The organism is Pseudoalteromonas sp. SG44-5 (assembly GCF_014164175.1).
Lineage (GTDB): Bacteria > Pseudomonadota > Gammaproteobacteria > Enterobacterales > Alteromonadaceae > Pseudoalteromonas > Pseudoalteromonas nigrifaciens.
The window spans coordinates 66633-88383 of the sequence record NZ_JACJES010000008.1 but is presented as its reverse complement, the minus strand read 5'-3'; the positions used below and the strand labels follow the sequence as shown (position 1 = coordinate 88383).

17 protein-coding genes are annotated in these 21751 nt (G+C 37.0%); 2 read left to right on the top strand and 15 right to left on the bottom strand.

Annotated elements, in window-relative coordinates:
- The first annotated feature begins 310 nt into the window (after nt 1-310).
- Together H5079_RS10705 and H5079_RS10700 are read left to right on the top strand one after the other, a co-directional pair.
- Complete coding sequence (locus H5079_RS10705; RefSeq protein WP_182684067.1) at nt 311-1465, top strand: site-specific integrase; 1155 nt, start codon at nt 311-313, stop codon at nt 1463-1465.
- Nucleotides 1466-1911: 446 nt separating this feature from the next.
- Nucleotides 1912-2946: a hypothetical protein gene (locus H5079_RS10700; protein WP_182684066.1), complete on the top strand. Its 1035-nt coding sequence runs from the start codon at nt 1912-1914 to the stop codon at nt 2944-2946.
- Between the two features lie 89 nt (nt 2947-3035).
- Here H5079_RS10700 and glmM read toward each other — a convergent pair whose 3' ends face one another.
- From glmM to H5079_RS10625, 15 genes are all read right to left on the bottom strand, one after another.
- Nucleotides 3036-4391, bottom strand: coding sequence for a phosphoglucosamine mutase (gene glmM / locus H5079_RS10695; RefSeq protein WP_182684065.1), 1356 nt, complete (start codon nt 4389-4391; stop codon nt 3036-3038).
- A 127-nt stretch (nt 4392-4518) separates the two neighbouring features.
- Complete coding sequence (locus H5079_RS10690) at nt 4519-6480, bottom strand: nucleoside-diphosphate sugar epimerase/dehydratase (protein ID WP_182684064.1); 1962 nt, start codon at nt 6478-6480, stop codon at nt 4519-4521.
- Between the two features lie 494 nt (nt 6481-6974).
- Entirely contained in the window at nt 6975-8159 is a 1185-nt protein-coding gene (locus tag H5079_RS10685) for a DegT/DnrJ/EryC1/StrS aminotransferase family protein (RefSeq protein ID WP_182684063.1), read from the bottom strand.
- 24 nt (nt 8160-8183) lie between these two features.
- Nucleotides 8184-9185, bottom strand: coding sequence for an ATP-grasp domain-containing protein (locus H5079_RS10680; protein WP_182684062.1), 1002 nt, complete (start codon nt 9183-9185; stop codon nt 8184-8186).
- A gap of 8 nt (nt 9186-9193) precedes the next feature.
- Nucleotides 9194-9727, bottom strand: coding sequence for a GNAT family N-acetyltransferase (locus tag H5079_RS10675; RefSeq protein ID WP_182684061.1), 534 nt, complete (start codon nt 9725-9727; stop codon nt 9194-9196).
- Nucleotides 9720-10337, bottom strand: a complete 618-nt coding sequence (locus H5079_RS10670; protein ID WP_182684060.1) for a sugar transferase — start codon at nt 10335-10337, stop codon at nt 9720-9722. The genes H5079_RS10675 and H5079_RS10670 overlap by 8 nt, the downstream gene beginning before the upstream one ends.
- Nucleotides 10337-11461 (bottom strand): glycosyltransferase family 4 protein, encoded by a 1125-nt coding sequence (locus H5079_RS10665; protein WP_182684059.1) that lies wholly within the window; start codon nt 11459-11461, stop codon nt 10337-10339. The genes H5079_RS10670 and H5079_RS10665 overlap by 1 nt, the downstream gene beginning before the upstream one ends.
- Nucleotides 11458-12630 (bottom strand): hypothetical protein, encoded by a 1173-nt coding sequence (locus tag H5079_RS10660; protein WP_182684058.1) that lies wholly within the window; start codon nt 12628-12630, stop codon nt 11458-11460. The genes H5079_RS10665 and H5079_RS10660 overlap by 4 nt, the downstream gene beginning before the upstream one ends.
- A 6-nt stretch (nt 12631-12636) precedes the next feature.
- Nucleotides 12637-13983, bottom strand: a complete 1347-nt coding sequence (locus tag H5079_RS10655; protein ID WP_182684057.1) for a phenylacetate--CoA ligase family protein — start codon at nt 13981-13983, stop codon at nt 12637-12639.
- On the bottom strand, nt 13976-15124 hold the full coding sequence (locus H5079_RS10650; protein WP_182684056.1) for a hypothetical protein: 1149 nt from the start codon (nt 15122-15124) through the stop codon (nt 13976-13978). Before H5079_RS10650 ends, H5079_RS10655 begins: the two co-directional genes overlap by 8 nt.
- Nucleotides 15115-16149, bottom strand: coding sequence for an NAD-dependent epimerase/dehydratase family protein (locus tag H5079_RS10645; RefSeq protein ID WP_182684055.1), 1035 nt, complete (start codon nt 16147-16149; stop codon nt 15115-15117). The genes H5079_RS10650 and H5079_RS10645 overlap by 10 nt, the downstream gene beginning before the upstream one ends.
- 100 nt (nt 16150-16249) lie before the next feature.
- A complete protein-coding gene (tviB, locus tag H5079_RS10640) occupies nt 16250-17530 on the bottom strand; it encodes a Vi polysaccharide biosynthesis UDP-N-acetylglucosamine C-6 dehydrogenase TviB (RefSeq protein WP_182684054.1) in 1281 nt (426 codons plus the stop codon).
- A gap of 391 nt (nt 17531-17921) precedes the next feature.
- Nucleotides 17922-20162, bottom strand: a complete 2241-nt coding sequence (locus tag H5079_RS10635) for a polysaccharide biosynthesis tyrosine autokinase (RefSeq protein WP_182684053.1) — start codon at nt 20160-20162, stop codon at nt 17922-17924.
- A 15-nt stretch (nt 20163-20177) separates the two neighbouring features.
- Nucleotides 20178-20612: a low molecular weight protein-tyrosine-phosphatase gene (locus H5079_RS10630; RefSeq protein WP_182684052.1), complete on the bottom strand. Its 435-nt coding sequence runs from the start codon at nt 20610-20612 to the stop codon at nt 20178-20180.
- Between the two features lie 12 nt (nt 20613-20624).
- Nucleotides 20625-21740: a polysaccharide export protein gene (locus tag H5079_RS10625; RefSeq protein WP_182684051.1), complete on the bottom strand. Its 1116-nt coding sequence runs from the start codon at nt 21738-21740 to the stop codon at nt 20625-20627.
- Nucleotides 21741-21751: the final 11 nt, after the last annotated feature.

Genomic DNA, 21751 nt, shown 5'->3' with positions numbered 1-21751 from the left:
AATTCGCTTAATTAAGTAAGCTATTTTGAAGCAAGAAAACCGGGGGGGGTAACAAGGCAAGAATTTCGTTATTTAGTGGTTCTAAATCAGAAATTTTTAACGCTGTTAGCGTCAGGTTTAATACTTCAGATTGATTACGTATTATTGCGGGTTGGTATCTTATAAGCAGTTGGGGTAAAGAGGCGGCAACCTCTCTACCCCGTACCGGCTGCTCTGTGTTTAACGCGTCCCAGCCGATGATCCAATTCTAACGAATTCCATCGGTGAGGGATAGATCTATTTATAGATCCATTAACTGATGGAGGCCATTATGGCTCACATTCGCATTCGCCCCAATGGGCGTATTCAATTTGACTTACACATTTATGGGCAGCGCTTTCGTGAAGGCACTAAGCTCATGGCGACCCCTGTTAATATAAAAAAAGCCAATGCTACGCTTAAAAAAATTAATGCTGAAATTGACTTAGATACATTTCAGTACCGTGATTATTTTCCTGAAAGTAAAAAAGTCGCTAAGTTTGAAGCCTTGCAACGCGCTAAAGATCCCGATCGCCTTTATCCATTTTTTAACGATTACGCGAATGAATGGTTCGATCGTCAAAAAGCCAAATGGAAAAGCAGCTATCAAAGCGTGGTACGTAATACGCTCGACCGTTACCTTATTCCTGAGTTTGGCAATATATTAGTTAATGAGATCAAGTTGGCTAATGTCGACTATTTTCGCGAAAGCTTAATGGTGTGCGATACCAAAGGGGCCCGTAAACTTTCTAATAAACGCATTAATGGCATTCTTTGGCCGTTTGTTGCCATACTAAGTTTAGCCGCAGAAGAGCATGACTTTACTTACCCATTACGCCGCTATAAAACTCTAAAAGAAGAACGTGCTAATTCACTGCCACTAACCGCAGATGAAGTACAACGCTTTTTAGAATGTACCCCTACACAATGGCGCGATTATTTTATGGTGCGTTTTTGGACCGGTATGCGAAGTTGTGAAATACATGGCCTGCGCTGGGAGGATGTGGATTTTAATCACCGCCTTATTCGTATTCGTCACAATTGGGTAAATGGTGAACTCGGGGATGTAAAAACACCTAAGTCGCGCCGCGACTTAAAAATGTGTAATACACTTTTTTCGCTATTTAAACGCTTACAAAAACAAACAACCAGTGAATTTGTGTTTACTCACAAAGGCAAACCGCTTAATACCCACTTTGTAAGTACTCAACTGTGGTACCCCACACTTAATAAAGCAGGGCTTGTACACCGCCGTCCTTACGAAACCCGCCACACCGCAGCCGTACTGCATATCGCTGCGCATGAAAATCCGCTGTACATTTCGCACATGCTGGGGCATAGCGATACACGCTTATTATTTGAAGTGTACGCACCTTATGTTGCTAATGCTTCTAGACAGGATGGCTTTGCGTTTAATGAAATGATGATTGAACGTGGGATTGTTTGAGCTAACTAGGTGCGCAGTAAATACAGCTATATTGCTTTTAATAACAAGTTTAGTCCCAAATAAAGCGCGACATAAAATCGCGCTTTTAAAAACTTATATCGTGCTGCTTTTAGATACCAATATTTATTAAAAAGTTATGGCACTATCAACTGTTGATGCACTGTGCGGCTGAGGATATTCTGCCATGTTAGGAGCAGCCTATAATTTATCCAATAATAAATACTCAAAACTATTTTTTGTTCTAATATTCTCTTGAGTAAAATATATTTTCGTTTTAAAATAATCACGTAAGGCTTATTTAAAGTAAGAACTACGGGTGCTATGGCCCGGGAAAGGCGACCCGAAGCATTGATTTATGAAGCTAGCGCTATTTAAATAATAATTAAATAATTAAATTTCTAGATGAAAATTAAATGCCTTACTCATCTACAACTAGGAATTTAAAAATGTTATTTAGTCGCCAAAATCTTGATGCGTCCGTGCTCTTATTCAGAGAGCAAATAAGTTTAGCACCTGGGTTACCTTTTAAAAAACTATCTACTATCGATCGCCTTTTCTCTTATATATTTTTTGAAAAAGAAATTGGATCAATAAAAGCATTAGCCAATAAACAACTTGTTCATGGTCACTTTCTAATACCTAAAGCAAAAGAAAAGTTTAAAAGCCGAGGATGTGATATCCCGTTAGAGATGCTTAAAACTATAATATTTAACAGCTTAGCTCCCCTGTTTAATGAAATAGAACCATCATCTGCTGGCTTTAATTTTTGTAATGAAAATAGTAAGGGCTTTTATTGGCTTAAATGTAATTTTGACCATAACAATCACCAGTCAAAAAGTAGTGATGCAAACAGCGGATATCTGCATCTTATGCAGACAGGTAGTTTTACAAAAGTACTCAGTCTTGCTGGCTACAGAGAAATTTGTCCAACTTTCGATATTCATACAGCAACACTTTATTGTGACTTGTTTAATTACTCAATGGGTATAAAAAAAGAAAACTTACCTAGATTTGGCTTTTTGGAAAAGGCTTTAGATATCAATGAAAGCGCGTATGCAAGTATATTCAAGTCCACTCATATTCAGAACGAGTTATATTCATTAATAACATCAAAGCTTACGACACTGCTAGATGACAGAACCACAAGTCACATAGATTCTTCCAGCTCTATATATGAAGATTATTTAGAACTAGTTATAGACACGCTTGGAGCTCAAGAGTTTTCATACCTAATTGAAGAAGCTATATCTGATTCGTTATGGGAAATAAAAAGAAAGTTCTGTTTGTTAGGCAACAACTCTTTTAGCACGTCTACAATTTGGGATACCATTACGATGAACATCATAATAAAGCTTACCATCCCTGAGCGAGTTTGTTATATCGAAAGTATCAATCTCAATAGCTCAAAAACAGAATTTATTAAAACTGTTATCATCAACTCTATCGAAGAAGCTAGTCGTAGCTATTACTCTAATTATTGAGTAGTTACATGTGCTACTGCCCCACATACGTTGTGAGGCAGTTTTCAATTAGCAATAATATTGTTCGCTTTTAGAGAATGAAAATCCTCTTATAATAATGCTTTAATCGCACCAGCAATATGATCGGCTTGCACTTGTGATACCACAGAGTCAGTCGACTCAACCATTACGCGGATCAATGGCTCAGTGCCTGATCTACGCAGTAAAACACGTCCTGTATCTGCCAACACCATTTCCGCTTCAATTACAGCTTGCTTCACAGCATCGGTATTTAATATTTCATCGGCATTATTTTGTGTTAAACGCACATTTAAAAGTACTTGAGGTAATTTTTGCATACCTGCTGCGTAGTCTTTCAATGATTGCTTTTGCTGAATTAGCGCAGTTAATACCAGTAAAGAAGCAACAATACCATCACCTGTGGTTGCATAATCTAAGTGTAGAATATGGCCTGAACCTTCACCACCAAGTTTCCAACCCGTATTTTTAAGCTGTTCAACAACATAGCGATCACCTACTTTAGCGCGCTTGAATGGTATATCCATTTCCTTAAGCGCTAGCTCTAACCCGAGGTTAGACATTAGTGTACCAACAACACCACCCTGCATTTTGCCCTGCAGCTTTGCTGCTTTAGCTAAAATATAAAGTATTTGGTCACCGTCAATCACAGCGCCACTATCATCAACAAGCATTAATCTGTCAGCATCACCATCAAGCGCAATACCTAAGTCTGCTTTATGTTCAAGTACAGCGGCTTGAAGGCTATCTAGATGCATAGCACCACATTGCTCATTTATGTTTAAACCGTTTGGTTTATCGTTAATGCTAATAACATCAGCACCCAGCTCTGCATAAACATTAGGTGCTATATGATACGCAGCCCCATTTGCACTATCGACAACAATTTTTAAACCTTCAAGTGTTAAATCTTTAGCAAATATGCCTTTGCAAAACTCAATGTATCGTCCAGCAGCATCGTTTATGCGTCTTGCTTTACCCAAGCGTTCTGAGCTTACACACTGCATAGCGTTGTTATTTAAAGCTTGCTCAAGCAAAGCTTCAATTTCAAGTTCTTGTTCATCGTTTAACTTCGTACCAGAATTATTAAAAAACTTAATCCCGTTATCATAATACGGGTTATGTGACGCACTAATTACAACGCCTGCATCCGCTCTAAAGGTTGATGCTAAATAAGCAACTGCTGGGGTAGGCATTGGGCCAACAAAAGCAACATTAACACCCGCAGCAGAAAGGCCTGCTTCCATTGCTGACTCAAACATATAACCACTATTACGTGTATCTTTACCTATTAAAATTTCTTTGGTGCCACTTGAAGCTAAAACAGTGCCTGCAGCCCACCCTAACTTCATGGCAAAATCAGGAGTAATAGGAAAAGTACCTACCTTACCTCTTACTCCATCGGTCCCAAAATACTTACGAGACATAATTATTCCCTTATAAATTAAAAAATCTTAAGAAGAGCTTTAAAAAGCAAAAAGCGCGAGTGTAACTCACGCTTTTTATACTTTTAAAAATTAGAATCAAATAAGAAATTCGTTGCTAGCTTTAACCCTAGTTTTGAAGGTTAACTACATTATTTACGCTTTTAGTATTATCTTTAGATTCATTTTCAAGTCTGGCATTCCATACTAAATCACAAATACCATCAGTGGGGTTAAAGCCAGTTGGTGCATCGAGTAATAGCTGACGAATTTTTTCATGCTCAAAGTTATGGCAGGCAATATCAAGCGCATCAATAAATACATTAAGCTCAGTGAGCGGCAGCATTACTTCATGTGCGGTCATTATACGCTCATGCGGTGTTTGCTCTACGTTATCGCCTATTAATAGCTCTTCATACAGTTTTTCACCTGGGCGTAAACCAGTACATTTAATTTCAATATCACCATGCGGGGTATCGTCGGTTTTAATTTCGAGGCCCGATAGCCTAACCATTTTGGTTGCCAAATCACTTATTTTTACCGAGTCGCCCATATCAAGTACGAATACATCACCGCCCTTGCCCATAGCGCCTGCTTGTATTACAAGCTGTGCCGCTTCAGGGATGGTCATAAAATAGCGAGTAATATCGGGGTGAGTTAATGTTATTGGGCCACCTTCTTTTATTTGGCGGCGAAATAATGGTACTACTGATCCACTTGAGCCAAGCACATTACCGAAGCGTACCATACAAAAACGTGTTTGGTGTTTAGCTCCTTGCTCTTGTGCTAAGCCTTGCAACACTAGCTCGGCCATACGTTTAGTCGCGCCCATTACATTTGTCGGGCGTACTGCTTTATCAGTAGAAATCAATACAAAGGTATCTACGTTAGCCTCAACAGCGGCCTTTGCGGCGTAGTAGGTACCAAATACATTATTACGTACACCTTCTACTACATTGTGCTCAACCAATGGCACATGCTTATAAGCAGCGGCATGGTAGATGGTTTGCACACCAAAGGTTCTCATTACCGTTTCAAGGCGATTTACACGTTGTACTGAGCCCATGATAGGGATGAGTTCAATATTAAGCGTATTATTAGTTATATATTCACCTAATTCTTTTTCAATTGAATAAAGGGCAATTTCGCTGCGCTCAAACAACACTAACTTAGTCGGTTTGAGTTTCACTATTTGTCTACACAGTTCTGAACCGATTGAGCCACCCGCACCAGTAACCATGACTACTTTCTCTGTTATATTGGCAGTCATTAAATCATCTTTAGGAGTTACTGGGTCGCGCCCTAGTAAATCTTCAATTTCAACATCTCTAAATTCAGAGAGTTTTGCTTTACCTTCAACAATATCGGCCATGCCCGGGATTGAAAGTACTTTTATAGTTAATGGCTCAAGTTGTGCGAGTACTTCTTTGCGCCTTGCACGTGTTTCACTAGGCATAGCAAGCAGCACTTTGGTTGCTTTACGTTTTTTTATTAATTCATGTATGTCATTAAACGCACGTACCGGTATTCCTTGTATTATAGATCCATGTTTTGTCACGTCGTCATCAATAAACGCACTGACAAAATACTCAGGGCCTGCATTTAAAGCCGTTGCTAATTGACGCCCAGACGAGCCTGCACCATAAATAATAACCGCATCTTTGTTACTGGTGGTCATTCTTCCTATCAGTGCGCGCACTATAATACGTGAACCACCTACGGTTAATAAACATAGCCAAGCAAAAATAAATGGCATTGTACGTGGTATATCTATACCAACAAAAAATGCTAGTAACACCAAGCTTACCGTAGTGATAAGCGTACCGAGTATAATGGCCCATACTGCTTGTGAGTTCATATACCGCAAAACAGCGCGATACAAGCCCAAGCTAATAAACGCATATAAACTAATGGGTATTAAAAGTATTAATAATAACCAATTACTAGTAACACTTAATGGCTCTAAGCTATCAAGCCTTACTATTAACGCCAACCAAAAGGCGGCTGCTATAAAAAGTGAATCGATACATAAAGTAATAACACGCTTTTTAGCACGCGGGGCATTAATAATTGAGCGGATAAAGCTATCCATAACACGTTCCTTTGCGGTTCAATTAAAGGGCATAACCCATGATGAGGTTTGAAGTTAACAATAATATAACTATAACAAAAAACTCATTAATGTAATTAGTCTTAAATGATGATTTATTTGTTACACGCTTAGAGATTAATTAGAGCTTAAACGCTTAATTGAGACAGTTAAAATATATAAGTAATGTGACTATTGGTGCAATAAATAATGCCTTAAAACTGTCTCAAGAGTGTCTCACGTGAGACACTCTTCAAGAAATAGTGCATTTAAATTAATGCGTTAAAAGCATCCAATATTTAGGCCCAATAGATATTACGATTGGTGAGCTGCACTTACGTGCTATAAAAATCATTACCAAGCAATGAATTCAGCAACCCACATTGATCCAAACCGCATCTCTTTAGCAAATATTAATGCATAAACTCTAAACAGCGACTACAGCTTATATTTTTCATCATTAACTCACAATTATAAACTGAGTCTTAATCGCACCTTTAAGATTTAGACGCCAATGCAAATACTTCTTGCATCACTTGTGTTGTTTTAGCTATTTCAGCTTCAGTAAGTGTCGGGTGCACCAAAAACATGATCGACGTTTCGCCCAGCTCTACTGCATTTGGTAAACGTTTTTCTGGGCGCCATGGGGTGTTATCAAATGCTTTTTCTAAATATACCTCTGAGCAACTCCCCTGAAAACACGGCACACCACGCTCAACTATTTCATTCACTATACGATCGCGACCCCAGCCTTCAGCTAGTTGCTCAGGCTTAACAAACATATAATGTTTATACTCTGCGTGCTCAATATAACTTGGCACTTCAACTAAGCGAATACAGTCAAATTCACCTGCAGCTTTATCTAATTCAGCACCATATGCTTGGCGCTTCTCAGTCCAATCACTCATACGCATTAGTTGAATACGGCCAAGTACGGCTTGCATTTCGGTCATGCGCCAATTGGTGCCAAAACTTTCGTGAAGCCACCTAAATCCTGGTGGATGTTCACGGTTATATATTGCATCAAAGCTTTTACCGTGGTCTTTATAGCTCCACATAGTAGACCATAACTCTTTAGAGTTAGTTGTCACCATGCCGCCTTCGCCACCGGTGGTCATTATTTTATCTTGGCAGAAACTCCAAGCGCCCACATGGCCAATACTACCTACAGAACGACCTTTATATTTAGCACCATGCGCTTGTGCGCAATCTTCAATGACATAAAAGTCATACTCTTTACTTAGCGCCATTATTTCGTCCATTTCTGCAGGCATACCCGCTAAATGTACAACTATCACGGCTTTAGTTTTAGGTGTAAGTACTGCTTTAATACTAGCTGCTGTAATTGCTTGGCTATTTAAATCAACATCGGCAAAAACAGGTATAGCACCAGCGGTAACAATACTTGATGCCGACGCTAAAAATGTACGTGGCGTGGTTATAACTTCATCGCCATCGCCATCACCAACAGCCAACGCCTTTAAGGCTATGTCGAGTGCTAGTGTACCGTTGCCTAAAGCTACGGCATATTCACTATCAGCCCAAGTAGCGAATTCTTTTTCGAACTCACGGCCTTCATTACCGGTCCAATAATTAACTTTATTTGATAAAACAACACGGCTTACGGCATCAGCTTCATCTTGCGTAAAACTTGGCCAAGGAGAGAATGGGGTATTTAACATTATTAATGATTCACTCTTATTAAACTAACGTGCAGCTACAATTGTGTCGCATTTAGCGAATACTTTGTTTGTATCGTAAGTAATATCAATTTCATCACCACGCCCTGAAAGAGAAAGCAATAATGCTTTAACTAAATTAGCACCAGCTTCATGTGAAAAGGGGTAACCACCGCCAAAACGAGGATTTAATTCAAGAAGGTACAACTGGCCATCTCTTTCTAAAAAGTCACAATCCATGTTACCTACATGCTTTAAGGTATCACCTATAATTCGAGAAAAAGCATTAAACCGACTAGCATCAACTGTTATTGCTTTATCAGTTTCGCCCGCTCTCATAGATAATTTTTCTTTACAAACTACTCCACGATACTTTCCATCCATATCGTTAAGTATGTCCAAGCCATACTCTTTTCCCTTTATGAACTCTTGAATTAACACATCGTCTTCCGACTCTTTAAATTGAGAAAGATATGAACTCGAAAGCGACTCTTTACAATCTAAATATGCTTCTTTTAATTCAATTTCACTTTCAACAACATGCAATCCAAATGACGCTGAGCCCCATCTAGGCTTGACAATAAGTGGGTAATTAATGCTTTTATTTTTAATGAATTGCAAAGCTTCGTTTAATTCAATAAAGCTGGCTGGAACAGGTATATTATTTTCTTTACAAAATAAATAAGTTTTATATTTATCAGAACAAATATCAATAGCTGCATCATTAGCTAATACAAGGCGCACACCTAAGTCACTAAACCTATCTCGGCTTTTAGCTAAAATAGGTAGCTCCATATCATTTAAGGATATAAGAACATTAATACTTTCATTTTGGCAAATTTCCAATATACGATCGATATAGTGCTCATCGTAAACATTTGGTACAAGGTGCCAACTGTCGCAACTAGCCAACGCTGGTGCTGTATTTGACATATCAACGCCAACTAGTTTTGAAACAAAGCCTTGTTCTGCTTTAAAATAATCAATTAGGTACTTTCTACGACCAACACAGGTAAATAATATATTCATGCTATAACCTAAGAAATGTGTTTATATAAATTATCAAATTCGAGTTTATCATTTAAAAACTTGGAAAAAATAAGCCGATCAACATAAAGCCCTCTAAACCATGAGTGTTTTTTTAATACCCCCTCATTTATAAACCCAACTTTCTCATATAAAGCAACTGCGGTGTCATTGCCAGCAGTAACGTAGAGTGATATTTTTCTTAAATTCATTTCAACTTGGGCAAAAGCTAATAACCACTTAGTAAAAGCAGTTCCGTACCCTTTTCCTTGTTCATCAACAGTAATAAATATGTAAAATTCAGCTCTACCATCTACTCTTGAAATATTAACTAGCCCTCCAAATCCCAAAACAACATCATTACGTAGAAAAACAAAATCTTTCCTACTATTATCATTTTCGATTTTACTACACCATTCTTTTGTTTTTTCGAGGCTTACAGGCTGTTCCATAAATATATTTTTTATTGTTTTTTTTTCTCGTAAAAACTTTACCCTAGAATCAGCTTGCTTAAGAGACATTAGCTCTACTCTAAAATCATTCATTAAAACCTTGCTCCTGTTGCTTTTTTCTATAAAGGTGAAAAGCTCCTTGCGGTGCTGAAACCAAAATATCATCTCGTTTGAAAACTTTTTTTACTGTCAATAACAATATTTTCATGTCAAAAAATAATGATTTTTTATTTATATATTCCAAATCTAAAGCGAACTTTTGCTCCCAAGTAATCGCATTTCGACCAGATATTTGAGCAAGACCTGTTATTCCGGGTTTAACATCATGCCTTTGCATTTCTTCTTTCGTATAAAATGGTATATATTCAGGTAATAAAGGACGCGGGCCAACCAAACTCATATCTCCATTAAGCACATTCCATAGACCTGGTAACTCATCTAAACTAGTTGAACGCAATAACTTACCAAATCTTGTTAAACGTTCTACATCAGGTAATAAAACACCATTCTTATCACATTCACTCGTCATACTTCTAAATTTATATATTTTAAAAATTTTACCATTTAAACCTGGGCGACTTTGACTAAAGAGTACCGGTGAGCCTAACTTTAAACGAATAATCAATGCGACTATCAGAATTATTGGTAATAATATGAGTATAGTAAAAAACGCAATTAAAAAATCAAGTGAACGTTTCAACATTATAATCCCATCCTTTCTAACATTTTTTTATTTACTTTATGAACATCATATTTTAACTCAGCTATTTCACGTGACTTCCTGCCCATCTCTATAATCAGCTCCGGTTTTTCAATAAAGCGTATCATTGCGCAAGCCAGTGCTTCTGGACTACTTATGGGAACTAAAAACCCATTTTCACCATCAACAACTGTCTCGCGGCAACCTGGTGCATCTGTTGTGATTATTGCTCGTCCCATAGACATAGCCTCAAGAACAGCTCTTGGTGTACCTTCTCTATAAGAAGGTAATACAAAAACTGAAGACTCCGTAATTTGAGGTTTTACATCATGTAATTCTCCATAATAATTTACACTTCCTTCTGAAACCCATTTATTAAGTTCGTTTTGAGAAATTGCATCAGGATTTATATCTATTCGCCCAATTAAATTAAATACCACTTTAGGATACTTTAGCTTTACCAACCGTGCTGCTTCAGCATAATCTCTAACACCCTTATCACCCAAAAGCCTGCCAATAAAAAGAAATTTAGGATGTTTATGCAAAATGATAGTAGTGAAAGGGTATAGTTCTAAATTAATACCAGATCCGTTAACAACGACTGTATGAGAGTTTTCAGTGAGTATACCAAGTGTTCGAAATAATCTTTCATCATCTGGGTTTTGAAAAAAGATAGTTTCACATTTACTTAAGGAAATTTTATATAACCAATAAGCAACTTTTTTAACTAAATTACGTTTATTTGAGTCCCCACTTTGGAATGCATACCCTAAACCTGTTATTAATGCATTTCTTTTTGGTACACCTGCAAACCATGCAGCTAAGCTTCCATAAATAACAGGTTTTATAGTATAACCCATAATATAATCAGGCTTTACTTTGCGATTTAAACACCATATAGAAAGTAAAGACTTAAAGTCATTCCAAGGGTTTATACCCGTACGTTGCATTATTATGTTATGTGGAATAACACCGAGACTAGAAAGTTCTTTAGTAATATTTTTTTCTGTTAATAAAGATGGGGCTGCCACATGTATAGTCAACCCTTTACTAATTAATGCTTTTATAAAATCCTTTCTAAATCCTATCAATGATTTTGGAGATCCCGCTACTATTAAAAACTTCATTTCACTCTCTTTGTAAAACTTATAAAAAATGGAGCTGTTACCGCAAGCATTTCAACTAAGAATTTCGTTCTATGCCTTACTGCTGTGCCAAAGTTCGATGTACCATAAGAAAAAATCAACACACACACAAAACAACAGAGTAATATTGCAATTGCAGCTTCATTTTTCATTATAATTTTCCGCCTTTGATATAGTACAAATAATATCATGCTCCATAATAGAGCGTCTAAAAAAACAAGAAAGTGACCAAAACTTTTTACATCCCATGGAAAAGGTTTGGTAAGAAAGTAAAAACCTCTAATTGGAGCCTGCCAAATCATATCAACTAAACCTTTCGGTTGTAAGTTTAATAGGTAAGAAGTATTACCAACATTTGGATTCTCTAAGCGCTCAGCTAAAGCATTAACACCCATCTCACCTTCTTGATTAAGATCAAATTTACCATACCCAAAACTAGTCAAAAGAAAATACAATGAACCAAAGATTAATATTGATAATATAACTTTGTTAAATACGCTCATACTCTTTGTGAATATAATAATGTATAAAGGTAAGCCTAATGCATACATTAGTGCACCAGCATGAAAAAAAGATGCGAATAATGTGAACATCAAAAATAGTATTACATCCTTAAGCTGATTATTATTACAATATTTGACCAAGCGAATTGTCGCCAGAATTAAAAATATTGCGACAAAATTTTCCCTTAAAATAATTGATGAATTAATTGTTAAAATTGGTGAGAAACATACTAAAATAAAATATAATCGGCGGTTACAACAATCTCTGCTCCAAAGTAAATCAAACAACCTGATTGAATTAACTATAATTAATAATCCTACAAATGAATTTATGAATATTGGAATACTGGGCTCTCTGCCAGTAAAGTAATAGATCAATCCTGTAAAACTACTAATAACGTATGAACGTGTAAAGTCAAATGAACCAAATATTTGTCCTAAATCACCTTTAGAAATTTCCCAAGCCAGCCTCTCAAACCTTTCTGCATCATCTCCTGCAAAAGGAAGAGTATAAAACACACCTGCTATTGAAATAAAGAAAGTAACAATTGAGGCCAGTAAAAATATTATTTTTTCTTTACTACCGTACACATATTGGTAAAGACACGATACTAAAATGAAGTAAGTAGCACTACAAAAATAAATCATATTTACCTATACATCAATCAAGTTTTTCACAATTCGAAACTTACCACTTTTCTCTTTTGGTATTTCAGTTGCGAACTCAAATGAAATTTTCATATTAGCGCCAAGACGCTGGGTTAAAGCTTGTAAAAAAGTCTTTTCATCTGATTTAGTAAAGCTTTCCGTTGCAACAACATAAATAACTATTGATTCCATCTCATGCTGAACAATTTGAAATTTAATAATTCCATTAACACCTTTAGTACAATTACTTATATTACCCAAGTTAACTTTACCGTGTGTAGGCGAAATAATAAAATCAGTTGTTCTACCCTCAATTTTTTCAACCAATGGAAAAGGTGACCCACAAGAACAATGACTCCCCTTAGGAAGTAGCTTAACCCTATCTCCTATTCGATAGCGTATTAATGGGGTACCTTTAGTCGTAAATGAAGTAACTAATACTTCACCTTCTTGAGCTGGTTTCATATTCTCATCAACCACCTCAAAAATACCTGTTGAAGTATGAATATGTAACCCACCATCAGTACATTCAAGTATAAACGGTGCACCTTCAGAAGAGGCGTACTGATCAACAACTTTACATCCTAATACAGCTCCTATTACATCCCGATGAATTGGTAATAGAGTTTCGGCTGTGGGAAAGAACACCCTAACAGGTCGTTTTAAACTCAATCCCTTTGATGCAGCCAGAGCACAGATTTCATATACACTAGATGGAAAACCAACAATATATTCAGGTGCAAATTTACTTAAAGCATCCCAATAAACATTGAAGTTATCATCGGTAATATGAAAAGTAGAAAAGAAACGTATTTTGTTTATATAGTCATCGCGGTAACATATACCTTTATTTATATTTTTTTGAGTAACAATATCCTTACCACTGAACCAAGCACACTTTTCACCTAATTTATAACCATGGCTTGCACGAAAAAAATCAAGTAATGCATGTCTTTCCTGAATATCTTCTCTTAATTTTAACACCTTCATCGAGGCCCCTGTTGTGCCTCCTGTATAGCTCGCGACTCCATCTTTGGCATTAACTGTAGCTATTTTATCTAGGTGTTTTATTAGATCGCTTTTTTCCAGTACTGGGAAGTCTTGTAAACATTTATAGTCATGATAATCTTTAAACCAATCTGAATATGTAGTTGCATAATCTAAAAACTCTTTTTCTCTTCTATTAGCTTCTTTGATTGCTTCCTTTTCATTATATTTAGAACAACCTTCATAATATCTTATATAATTTTGATAAACTCCCCCATGTCTTAATCTATACTGCTTAGTATTATAAAGTGAGATTAAGATATTCTGAAAAAGGACTGGGGTATACTTAACAATGAAATTAAACATAAGTCGACCTATTTATAAAGTAGTAGGAAAATAAAAATCTAAATAAGAAACATATAAAAATAACAAGGCAGTAGCCTATACCATTCCATAATGTTGCTATTTGATTTGTCAAAGCAACCGAGATTAGAGCTGTAAGCAAGGTTGATATTACAACTGCTTTTTCAACTCCGCAGACACTTGAAAACGCTTCAACAAAATTCACCAAAAATATAAATGGTAAATTTATTAATAACAAAACAGACAATAAAAGTTGCTGATTAGATAAAAAATCCCATCCTATTAAAACTAAAAAGCCTACTAAGCTAATCACAGATAATACAAATAGAATGGATAAAGTAAAAACAAAAAACAATTGCTTTTTTAAGGATTTTTCAAACGGCACCTTCCCTGATGATACTTGCGGTAAGATTATAGGTAGAACGGCTGAAATTATAACTTGACCAATAATATAAAAGTAAGAAACAAAACTTACTAGTGATAATACACCTGCTTGAATGTTTTCTGATTCTCCTATAACTACACGCGGATAAGCAACAACTAAACTAGAAATACTTGCAACAGCTCCTAGATAAATCATTGGTTTTATCATAGACCTATTGTATAAATGTAAGTTAGTTACTTTTATGCAATATAATAGATATAAAAGAAGTAAAGGAACAAGAAAAAAGCTAAGTGAAGTTGAGGTACCATTGAAAAACCAAATGAATATCGTAAAATATGTAACTCTTAAAAAAGATAAAAATAGTAACATTTTATATTTTTTTGTCAGTTGCAGCTCTAGGCTAACAGCATCTATGATTAAATCATTAACTTTCCAAAATATTACTATATAAAATACCCTAGTCCATTCATTTACTATCAAAGATGAAATTAAAACAAAAATAGCAAGCGCAATAAAGCGTACAAAATGAAGCACCTCTTTATTTAAAACATTAGATAACCTTAATTGCCTAAGCCCTAACAATAAAAATGTATAACAAGGCAAAAGTAAAGCTAAAACATGGAAAAACTCATCTAATTTAGCTACTTCAGATTCTAAGTATAGAAAACAAATTAAAATAACTTGTGCTAATATTAATGTTACTTGGTATGTTACATTTGAAAGAAACGCTATTTTTTTAATCATTAGGGCTAAAGACATTTCCTTTTATACCAAGGCATTGCTTTACTAATACCTTGCAATATTTTGTATTCTGGTTCGTAACCTAGGTTATTAACGGCTTTACTTACGTCAGCTTGCGAATGGCGTACATCACCAGCTCTAAAGTCACGATATATTGGATCTTGGGTCGCATTTACATCGCACTCATTGAGAGCAAACTGTATGGTTTTGTATAAGTCGTTAAGTGTTGTCCGGTCACCTACGGCTACGTTATATACGTTATCTTTAGCTTCATCTTCTGCAGTTGCGGCAAGTATGTTCATTTGTACTGTGTTTTCAATAAAACAAAAGTCGCGGCTTGTTTCACCATCACCATTAATAAATACATCTTCGCCTTTGATCATATCAGCTGTCCATTTAGGAATTACCGCTGCATACGCTCCGTTCGGATCTTGACGTTGACCAAATACATTAAAGTAACGTAAACCAATAGTTTTAAAACCATAGGTTTTTGCATAGACACCTGCATATAACTCATTTACATATTTAGTTACTGCATAAGGAGAAAGTGGATTACCAATGTTTTCTTCCACTTTAGGCAATGCTGGGTGATCACCATAGGTAGAGCTACTTGCAGCATAAGTGAAGCTTTTGACGTTAGCGTCTTTTGCCGCTTGTAGCATATTCAAAAAGCCAGTGATATTGGCAGCATTGGTTGTTACTGGATCTGCTATTGAGCGTGGTACTGAGCCAAGAGCCGCTTGATGCAACACATAATCGACGCCTTCACCGTTATTAGCTAACGCAGTTTCGCAATCTTGATAATTACGAATATCACCTTCAATAAAATTAAAGCCTTGCCACTGCTCTACAGTAACTAAGCCTTGAACTTCATCAAGGTTATGCTGATGACCCGTTGCAAAATTATCAAGCCCTACTACTTTTTGATTTAATTTTAATAAATGTTCTAAAAGGTTTGAGCCAATAAAGCCTGCAACACCTGTCACTAACCAGGTTTTAGGAGAGGAAAGTAGTTCTACTTTAATTTGTTCGTAACGAGTCATGATATTCCTTGTTTGAGCTTAGATATTCGCAAAATTCAAAGCATTATTAGTTTGTAATGCTTATCTTAAAAGCGCAGGCTTGAACCCACGCTTACAATGATTACAAACGCATATCTACACTCTGTTTTGGTAGCACGTACTTTAAGTCGTAAAGTACGTGTTCTGCTTTGCCTAATGCACGAATTTGCTCTGCGCCCATTTCTTTAAATTCGTTATGCCCTACAGCAAGAATAATTGCATCGTAGTTATTTTGTTTATGCTCAGTAGTTAAGCTTAAACCGTATTCATGTTGTGCTTCATCGTTTGAGCACCATGGATCTACAATATCTACATTTATATTGTATTCCTTAAGTTCACTTACTATATCGACCACTTTTGTATTACGTAAATCGGGGCAGTTTTCTTTAAAGGTTAAACCCATTATTAATACATTTGCGCCATCTACATGGATACGCTTTTTAAGCATATTTTTAACCAGTTCTGATACTACATGTTTACCCATACCATCATTTAAACGACGGCCGGCTAAAATCATTTCTGGGTGGTAACCTACACTTTGAGCTTTATGCGTTAAGTAGTACGGATCAACACCAATACAATGCCCGCCAACTAATCCTGGGCGAAATGGTAAGAAGTTCCATTTAGTGCCGGCCGCTTCTAATACTTCGAGCGTGTCGATGCCTAGCTTATTAAAAATAATCGATAGCTCATTAATTAAAGCAATGTTTACATCGCGCTGCGTGTTCTCAATTACTTTTGCAGCTTCAGCCACTCTAATAGAACTTGCTTTATGTGTGCCGGCCGTAATTACTGATTTATAAAGCTGGTCAACTTTTTCAGCTATTTCTGGATTCGAGCCTGACGTTACTTTTAATATGTTCGTTACGCGGTGCTCTTTATCGCCTGGATTTATACGCTCTGGTGAGTAGCCGGCAAAAAAGTCTTTATTAAATACAAGTCCAGATACACGCTCTACCACTGGTAAACACGCTTCTTCTGTTGCACCTGGATATACCGTTGACTCATAAATTATGATGTCGCCTTTTTTAACCACTTTACCTAGCATTTCGCTGGCTTTAATAAGTGGTGTTAAATCTGGCTGTTTGTGTTCATCAATTGGCGTTGGTACGGTAACAATGTATACATTACAGCTTTCAAGATCTGACACTGTATAAGAGAAGTTGAGCTGTGGAGAGTCTTTAAGTTCTTCATCACTTACTTCAAGTGTAGAGTCGTGGCCGCCTTGTAATTGTGCAATTCGACCTTGATTAATATCAAAGCCTGTTACTGGAAATTTTTTACCAAACTCAACTGCTAATGGAAGGCCTACATAGCCTAAACCTATAATGCCAATTTTTAGGTCCGTTAATGAATCGTGCATAGTTGTACTCTCTTTGTTTGGTTATAGAGCTTCGAGCTTTGGACTTCGAGCTTTGTAAAAGTTAAATTTTAAAATTAGTTTCAAGTTAAAACGTGCAATAAAAATCGAGTATCAAGATGGATTTTCTTGGATAAAAAACACGTTTTTATAATTTATTTCGAGTGGGATATCATTCATTTTCGATGATGAAAATGCTCTGAATTAACTAAATCAGTACAAAATAGCTCACCACTAAATTGCAATTTAGCAATTTAGTATCTCAGTGATATTACAACCCACTGAGACACTTTTTTCCATTTTGAGACAGTCAATTTTAACTATCTCATTGTAATTGCTTGTTTTTGTACTTTTATTTAAAAGTGCCCAATAGGCCACCTAAAAAACACTCTATTTATGCATCACTTTTATATTCATAATTATAGTAACCATAATATCCATAAGCATTGCTGGCTTTTTTAACTACGCCATTAAATACGAGGCCTTTTACGTCTATACCATTTTGCTCAAAACGGTTACGGGTTAGCTCTATTTCGCGTAAATGGTTTTGTCCATATCGTGCTACGAGTAACGTAGTGCCTGTATGGGCGCTTACGATAGCTGCGTCGGTTACTGCTAAGATAGGTGGGGTATCTATGATCACCATGTCATAGGCAGCACTAACTTCTGCCACTAATTTACTAAAGTTTGCGTGCATTAATAATTCAGACGGATTAGGCGGTATTTGTCCACGAGTAATAACATCAAGGCCTGTTACTTTAGTGTCGTGAGTCACTTCACTTAAATTTAAACGCCCCGACAAATAATCACTTAGGCCATTTTCGGCAGTTATATTAAATTGTGTTTGTAAGTAGCCTTTGCGCATATCAGCATCAATTATAAGTACTTTTTTACCGCTTTGCGCCAATATACTCGCTAAGTTAACCGATATAAATGATTTACCTACGCCTGGACTTGGACCCGATATAGCAATAATATTATTTTTAGCTTCCATCATCGCAAAGTGCAGACTGGTACGTAAGCTACGCAGTGCCTCTATTGATAAATCGGCAGGGTTGTCGAGTGCTAATATGGTTTTGGCTTTAGGTATTTTACCTTTGCGTGCTCTTGTTGCAAAGCCGGTTAGCTTTTCTTGGTGTTCTGAATGTGGCACGCTCGCATAAACAGGTATACCGAGTGCTTCTATTTCAGCAGGATCTTCTATGCCTTTGTGCATTGCTTTTTGTACTAATACAATAGCGACGCTTAGCATCCCACCTAACATGGTTGCCATTACTACTATTAGCGCTTTTTTAGGTTTTACTGGTTTACTGGTATTAACCTCAGCGTAATCGATTATACGTACATTACCTACTGTGCCTGCACGAACGATGTCTAGTTCTTGGGCTTTACCTAGTAGCAATGTATAAATTTGGTTACTTACTTCTACATCACGCTTTAAGCGTAGTAGCTCTTGTTGCGTTTCGGGTAAGCCACCTACTTCACCAATAAACTGTTGCTTTTGTTTATTAACCGCTGCAATTTGCTCAATAATACCTTGGTATGTTGGATGGTCTTTTTTAAATTTACGACCCACTTCTAAACGTTTAAGTTCAAGCTCTTGTAGCTTTGTTTCTAGCAGTACCACTTGCTCTAATATGCCTTGGGTTTCTAGCGTTATATTTATAGTTTGGCGTTTTATTTGATAGTCGTTAAAGCGCTGCTCTGCATGCTCTAATTGCTTTTTAATTTCAGGGAGCTGCACCTCTAAAAACTCAAGCGACTTTTGTGCCTCAGCGCTACTACGCTCTACATTACGGCGTACATATATTGCTGCGACTTTGTTAAGCACAGTTTCGGCATAATTTGGTTTAGTGCTTTGTAAGCTTAAATCAATTATTCCTGAATCTTTTCCTTTCTCGCTTGCACCAATTGCCGTTTGTAGGTCTAAAATTGTGTTAAGACGATCTTTACGACTCAATAAAAACTCTGTGCCTGGACGAGCATTTAAGCTGCGTATTGTTAAGCTAAACTTACCATTAGTTAGCTCTTCACCGACTTTACCCGCTAATATTTGCTCGTCATCGCCATTTAATAATGCAACGCTATTATTTGCTTGCGCTATTAAAGTATATGTTTGGTTAATTGCGTTGCGCGGTACATCGAACCTAAATACATTAATGCTTTCGCCACCCCATGCATATGAACTTGCACCAAAACTTGGCTCAGCTAAATCATTTTCTTGCATAGGCGTAAATGTACGAAATGCACGGTTACCAATATATGGGAATAATTTAGGCTCTACTGTTATATCTAAATTTAAAGCGTCGACTGCTTCGCCTATAATGCTGCGCGATTTAAGGAGTTCTATTTCGGTTACCGCTGCAGAGGTGCTTTCAAACATACCGCCCATATCGTCTAAACCAGGCACTGAACTACCACTGCTTTCAACTTGGAGCATCGCTGTTGCTTGGTAAACCGGCTGACTTAAAACCGCATAAACAACACCCACAAACATAAATAGTGCTGTTAATGCAATTATAAAATATTTACGGTCGATTAAAGCACCTAACAATGCCATTAAATCTATTTCTTGTGACTGTGAAGCTGAACTATTTGTCTGCTTGGGTGTGCTGCTATTAGGCTGGGTATTCATTAAATTAGCCATTCCTTATAAATACTTTTGCCAAGCGCTACAAGCGCTGTCGATTAATGTATATACGTGCTCAAATGCCTCTTGGCTTTGACGGTACGGATCAGGGATTTCAGTGTTATCTATCCATTTACCTAATAAAAATGTTTTACCACGTGCCTCTGGGTATTGACTATGTAAATCATTTAAATGACGCTGCTCCATGACTAAAATAACGCTGTTCTGTGCAATTAGTTGCGAAGTAAGTTGGCGCCCTTGGTGTGGGTCCATATTAATACCGTGTGCTTGGGCTATTTTTTTCGCAGTAGCATCAGCTCCTTTGCCTTCGAGTGCAGTTAAGCCAGCTGACGACACTGTTATATTTTTGCCTTCAAGCTTAGCTTTTAATAAGTACTCCCCCGTTGGACTGCGACAAATATTGCCTGCGCACACCACTAATACAGAATCAAACATCTTAATAAATCCTTAGTTAGCAGTTATATCGTCAACACTGTCCACGGTAGCAATTGATGGCAATAATAAGCTTATTACGCGGTTCCAACGTGCCAGGGGTGCTGATGTTACATATACAATATCGTGCGGTTGTAATTCAAACTGCTCAGCCAACACCAATGCAGCTATGTTTTTAGCATGCAATTGGTATACATCTGCAATTACTCCAGTTTGCTCTACATTACTTTTACGCAGAACAAATATACCGTTTGCGTCAGCAGTGCTTTCGTTCAAGCCCCCTGAGTCACTCAATGCTTCGGCCAAGTTTAAGCCATAACGATTAAGCTTTACTGAACCTGCTTTATTAACATCACCTAATACAAATACTTTTTGTTTATCGTTACGGTTAACATGCACTATATCGCCATGTTGAAGTAACCGATTTTGAGAAATATCGCCATTAGCGTAAAAGTCTTCTAGCTTTATTACTTCTGTTTTATCGCCACGTGTAAAAGTAACCGTGCGCCAATCAGCTGCTTCGGTTAAGCCACCCGCTTGGTTAATAGCATCAATTAAGGTAAGCGGAGTATCGGTAACTGGGTATACACCAGGCTGTTTTACTTCACCCGTTACATACGCTTTTTGACTTTTAAAACTTACTATTTTCACGTCTACTTGAGGGTTTTCTATCACACGGGCTAAACGAGTTACTAAATCTTTACGCAGTTCGCTGATTGTATGCCCTGCTGCTGGTATATTAGATGCATAAGCGTAAGTTACCGTGCCGTCTTCTTGCACTTTAAAGCCGTCGAACTCAGCTGTACGTTGTGTGCCTGCCGGTATAGTAAGTTCGGGATGGTCCCAAACACCTACTGTTACTACATCGCCCACACCTAATTTATATTGATAATCGCGGGTGTTAACCCCCACTAAACTAGAGATTGGTTTTGCTGCTGTGCGTGCTTCTTTTTGTTGGGTAATTAGCGCCGAATCAATTAGTTGAATATTAACTTTTTCGAGCTCTTGCTCTAAATCTTGTGTTTTCTCGTTTGATTCAATGCCTTCGTAATGGCTGCCAGGTATTATTGTACAGCCTGTCATTGCTAAAAATGCGAAAGAGGTAATGAGTGATTTACAGCGTAACGCCATTGTGCAGAATC